This window comes from Deferrisoma sp. (genome assembly GCF_054681715.1).
Window position 1 is genome coordinate 1 of record NZ_BAAHFQ010000228.1, and the last position, 3,742, is coordinate 3,742.

The 3,742-nt window shown below is 68.4% G+C and carries 6 protein-coding genes; all 6 read left to right on the forward strand.

Annotated elements, in window-relative coordinates; translation table 11 throughout:
• Positions 1–1,111 (forward strand): Ig-like domain-containing protein (locus tag ACY0I8_RS16965; RefSeq protein WP_461395688.1); only part of this gene is annotated, 1,111 nt, incomplete at its 5' end.
• 3 nt (positions 1,112–1,114) lie between these two features.
• The gene (locus tag ACY0I8_RS16970) at positions 1,115–1,633 is read left to right on the forward strand and encodes a tetratricopeptide repeat protein (protein WP_461395689.1); all 519 of its coding nucleotides are present in this window, start codon (positions 1,115–1,117) and stop codon (positions 1,631–1,633) included.
• Positions 1,626–1,973 carry a roadblock/LC7 domain-containing protein gene (locus ACY0I8_RS16975; RefSeq protein ID WP_461395690.1) on the forward strand — a complete coding sequence of 116 codons (348 nt, stop codon included), beginning with the start codon at positions 1,626–1,628 and terminating at the stop codon, positions 1,971–1,973. Before ACY0I8_RS16970 ends, ACY0I8_RS16975 begins: the two co-directional genes overlap by 8 nt.
• Complete coding sequence (aroQ, locus tag ACY0I8_RS16980) at positions 1,970–2,410, forward strand: type II 3-dehydroquinate dehydratase (protein ID WP_461395691.1); 441 nt, start codon at positions 1,970–1,972, stop codon at positions 2,408–2,410. Before ACY0I8_RS16975 ends, aroQ begins: the two co-directional genes overlap by 4 nt.
• A 71-nt stretch (positions 2,411–2,481) precedes the next feature.
• Positions 2,482–2,862 carry a glycine cleavage system protein GcvH gene (gcvH, locus tag ACY0I8_RS16985; RefSeq protein ID WP_461395692.1) on the forward strand — a complete coding sequence of 127 codons (381 nt, stop codon included), beginning with the start codon at positions 2,482–2,484 and terminating at the stop codon, positions 2,860–2,862.
• 8 nt (positions 2,863–2,870) lie between these two features.
• The coding region (locus tag ACY0I8_RS16990) for a tetratricopeptide repeat protein (protein WP_461395693.1) at positions 2,871–3,742 on the forward strand (872 nt) is incomplete at its 3' end.

Sequence of the window (3,742 nt, forward strand, 5' to 3'; positions counted from 1 at the left end):
CCTCGTCGTGGCGGGACCGCCGTACTCGGTGGTGCTTGGGCGGGCCCCTGAACCGGAGAGCAACGGCGACGGCACCTATACGCACCGATACTTCGCGCTGGTGGCCGACCAGTACGGGAACGCGGTTCCGGACGGAACGGCGGTCTACTTCGGGCACGTGTACAATGTAGAGGATTCCGGTTCGGACGGCCGGCTTTACGAAGCCACGGATACCTTTGATACCGCCAGTTCGGTGAACTTTGAAACGGCGGGGGTTGTGGCCGGGGACACACTCTTGATTGAAGACGGGGTCGCCGAAGGCGGCTACATCGTGGAGGCGGTGTCCGGGACGACGCTCACCCTTTTCGCGGATATTCGGGAGGACCTGACGGGTCTCCAGTACCGCGTTGGGAACTCCCTCGGGGGAGGAGAGATTACTCCCTTGGCGGCGACCAAGGGGGGCGTCGCGACGGCTGAGATGAAATACCCGGTGCCACTCATCAAAGATCCGGTGTGGGTTTACGCGGAAACGAGTGGCCGAACGGTAGGGGACGTCCGGGAGTTCCTGTTGTCGTGGCCTAGACCGACGGCGGTGACGATCGTCGGACCGAGCGACGCGATAGCCGGTCGTGACTACCCCATCACGGTCATTGTGGAAGATGCGGCTTCCCCGCCGAACCGGTTAGAGGGGGTCGTGCTTTCTATTGAGGATACAACCGGCTGGTTCGATATCGGGACGACGGACGAGAACGGAGAGTACGTGACTACTTGGACGGCCCCGGGTGAGGTGACCTCGATCATTGTAACCGCAGAAGATGGTACCCAGAAGACGCTCGGCCCGTTTGAAGGAACCACGAGCACGGTGATCACGCTGATAGGCCTCAGCACGGTCAACACCTCGGAAGCAAACACGTATAGCGCGTACCTCCAGGATGCGGACGGTGCCCCATTGGTAGGGGAAACAGTCACGATTTCGGCCGAAGATGGGGCCCTGGACAAGAACTCGGACACGACAGATGCGATAGGGAAAATCGATTTTGTCTGGACTGCGCCTGCGACACCGGGAACGTACAAGTTGACCGTGACCGCAGCAGACGGGACGACGAAGACCCGCTCTGTGATAGTCGAATAGATAATGGCGAAAGAAAAGCGGGTGACGGGGTGGCGGGGTAACGCCTCGCTGGCCCCTCTCTGGATCGAGACCCTTCCGCCCGAGGAGGCGCTTGGGGAGTTGCGCGGGCGGGAAGGGCCGGTGTTCCGGATCCAGGAGGCCCGGTTCCTGGGGCTCCTGGGCCGGGCCGACGAGGCGCGGGAGATCTTGGCGGGCCTCGGGGAGCTTCCCCGGGGCCTTGCTCTCCTGCGGGACGCCGTGGCCGCCGACCTCGGAGAGGAGAAGACATCGGCCGGGGAGCCCGAGTCCGAGGCGGCTCCCATCTCCTCGAAGACCCTGGCCGAGATCTACGCCCGCCAGGGCGACGTGGACGCCGCCGTGGCGATGTACCGGGAGGTGCTGGCACGGAACCCCGACGACGTGGAGGCCCGGGAGCGGCTCCGGGAGCTCCTGGGGCAGGCGCCCCGGCCGGCCGGCCCGGTGGCGCGGCTCGAGGCCTGGCTCGGCCGGGTGCGGGCTTGGAGGAGGGTGCTCGGTGTCTGATCTTTACGGGGCGATCGAGAACCTGTGCACGCGGCTCCCCGGAGTGCGGGCGGCCCTGGTGCTGGAGCGCTCGGGCATCGAGGTGGCGAGCTGGGGGGAGGCCGACTTCGAGACGGCCGCGGCCGAGCTGGCCGAGCTGTGGTCGGCCGCGGCCCGCACCGAGAGCGTGGGGCCCGGGCTCCGCACCCTGGTGATCGAGGCCGACGGTGAGGTCTGGACCCTGACGGCGTTGGGCCGGGACTACCTCTTGGCGATCCTCGCGGCCGAGGCCGTGCCGGCCGGCAAGGTCCGGTTCTACGCCGGCGAGTGGGCCCGGGCCCACCGGGAGGAGTTCGCGTGAGGGTCCTCGTCGTCCACGGGCCCAACCTGAATCTTCTCGGGTCGCGGGAGCCCGGGGTGTACGGGGCCGAGACCCTGGGCGCGATCGAGGAGCGCCTGCGGGCGCTCGCGGCCGAGATCGGGGTCGAGCTGGAGTTCTTCCAGTCGAACCACGAGGGGGCCATCGTGGACCGGATCCAGGAGGCCCGGGGCCGGGCCGACGGGATCCTGATCAACCCGGCCGCCTACACCCACACGAGCGTGGCGATCCGCGACGCCCTTTTGGCCGTGGGCCTTCCCTTCGTGGAGGTCCACCTCTCCAACGTCCACGCCCGGGAGCCGTTCCGGCACCGGTCGCTCCTCTCCGACCGGGCCGTGGGGGTGGTCCTGGGCTTCGGACCCGATAGCTACCTTCTGGGTCTGCGGGGGCTTGTGGCCCATCTCGCCAAGACCCCGTGACGGTTGCCGGGGGGCGGCCCGCCGGGTAGAGTTTCGCCCAACCAGCACCTTTTTTCGCCAAGGAGCGTTCCATGCAACTGCCCAGCGATCTTCTCTACCACCCGGAGCACACCTGGGCCCGGATCGAGGGCGAGGTGGCCACGGTGGGCATCACCGACTTCGCCCAGAAGGAGCTCGGCGACGTGGTGTACGTGGAGCTCCCGGAGGCGGGCCGCACGCTGGCCGTGGGCGAGGTGTTCGGCACGGTGGAGTCCACGAAGTCGGTCTCGGAGCTTTACAGCCCGGTGGCCGGAGAGGTGGTCGAGGTGAACACCGAGCTCGAGGACGCGCCCGAGCGGATCAACGAGGATCCCTACGGCGCCGGATGGATGGTTCGGGTGCGGCTCGCCCCGGACTTCGACCGCTCGGCGCTCTTGGACGCCGAGGCCTACCGGGCGCGGGCGGAGAAGTAGGAGGCCCGATGGCCATCGACCGCGACAAGGTCGCCCGCGCGGCCCTCCGGTATATCCAGAAGGGCCAGTACGAGAAGGCCGCCGAGGAGTACAAGCGGCTTCTGGCCCTCGACCCCCGCGACATGCGCGCCCGGCTCAGGCTCCTGGAGCTCTACGGACGCATGGGCAAGCGCAAGGAGGTGGTCGAGGAGAGCGAGCGGGTGGCCGAGGTGTATGCCGACCAGGGCTTCTACCTCAAGGCCATCGCGGTCTACAAACAGGCGGTGCGCCACGACGCCGAAAACCCCGGGCTGTGGCGGGCCATGGGAGAGCTCTACGCCAAGCAGGGGCTCGTGGGCGACGCGCTCGCCTCGTTCAAGCGGGCCGTGGAGCTCCTGCGGGCCCAAGACCTGACGGCCGAGGCCCAGGAGCTCCTAGGCCGCATGGAGCAGATGGCCCCGGACAACGCGGCCATCAAGGTGCACCTGGCGGAGCTCTACCTCGAGGACGGCCGGATCGGGGCCTTCGAGGAGGTGCTCGGGAAGCTGATGCTCCAGCTCCGGGGCGAGGGGCGGAACCGAAAGCTCCTCCAGATCCTAGAGGGGTTCTACGACCGCTCCGGCAAGGCCCTGGCCGTGGGCCGGCGGCTGGCGGAGCTGCTGGTGGACCTGGGGGAGGAGGAACGGGCCCTCGAGGTGATCCGCGAGGGGCTCGCCGCCGACCCGGGGGACCGGGACCTACGGCTCCTGGCGCTCCGGGCGTACCTGATCCTCGGCCAGCTCCCCGAGGCCCGCAAGGTGGCGTTGGACCTCTACGAGGAGGACCCCGAGGACCTCTTCCTCCTGGAGCAGCTCGCGGCCATCGCCCAGGCCCGGGGCGACCGCAAAGAGCTGGCCGACGC

Bases quoted from the DNA above. Each gene is read 5' to 3' on its own strand.
- gcvH (WP_461395692.1), top strand. From the start codon at position 2,482: ATGCAACTGCCCAGCGATCTTCTCTACCACCCGGAGCACACCTGGGCC.
- ACY0I8_RS16970 (WP_461395689.1), top strand. From the start codon at position 1,115: ATGGCGAAAGAAAAGCGGGTGACGGGGTGGCGGGGTAACGCCTCGCTG.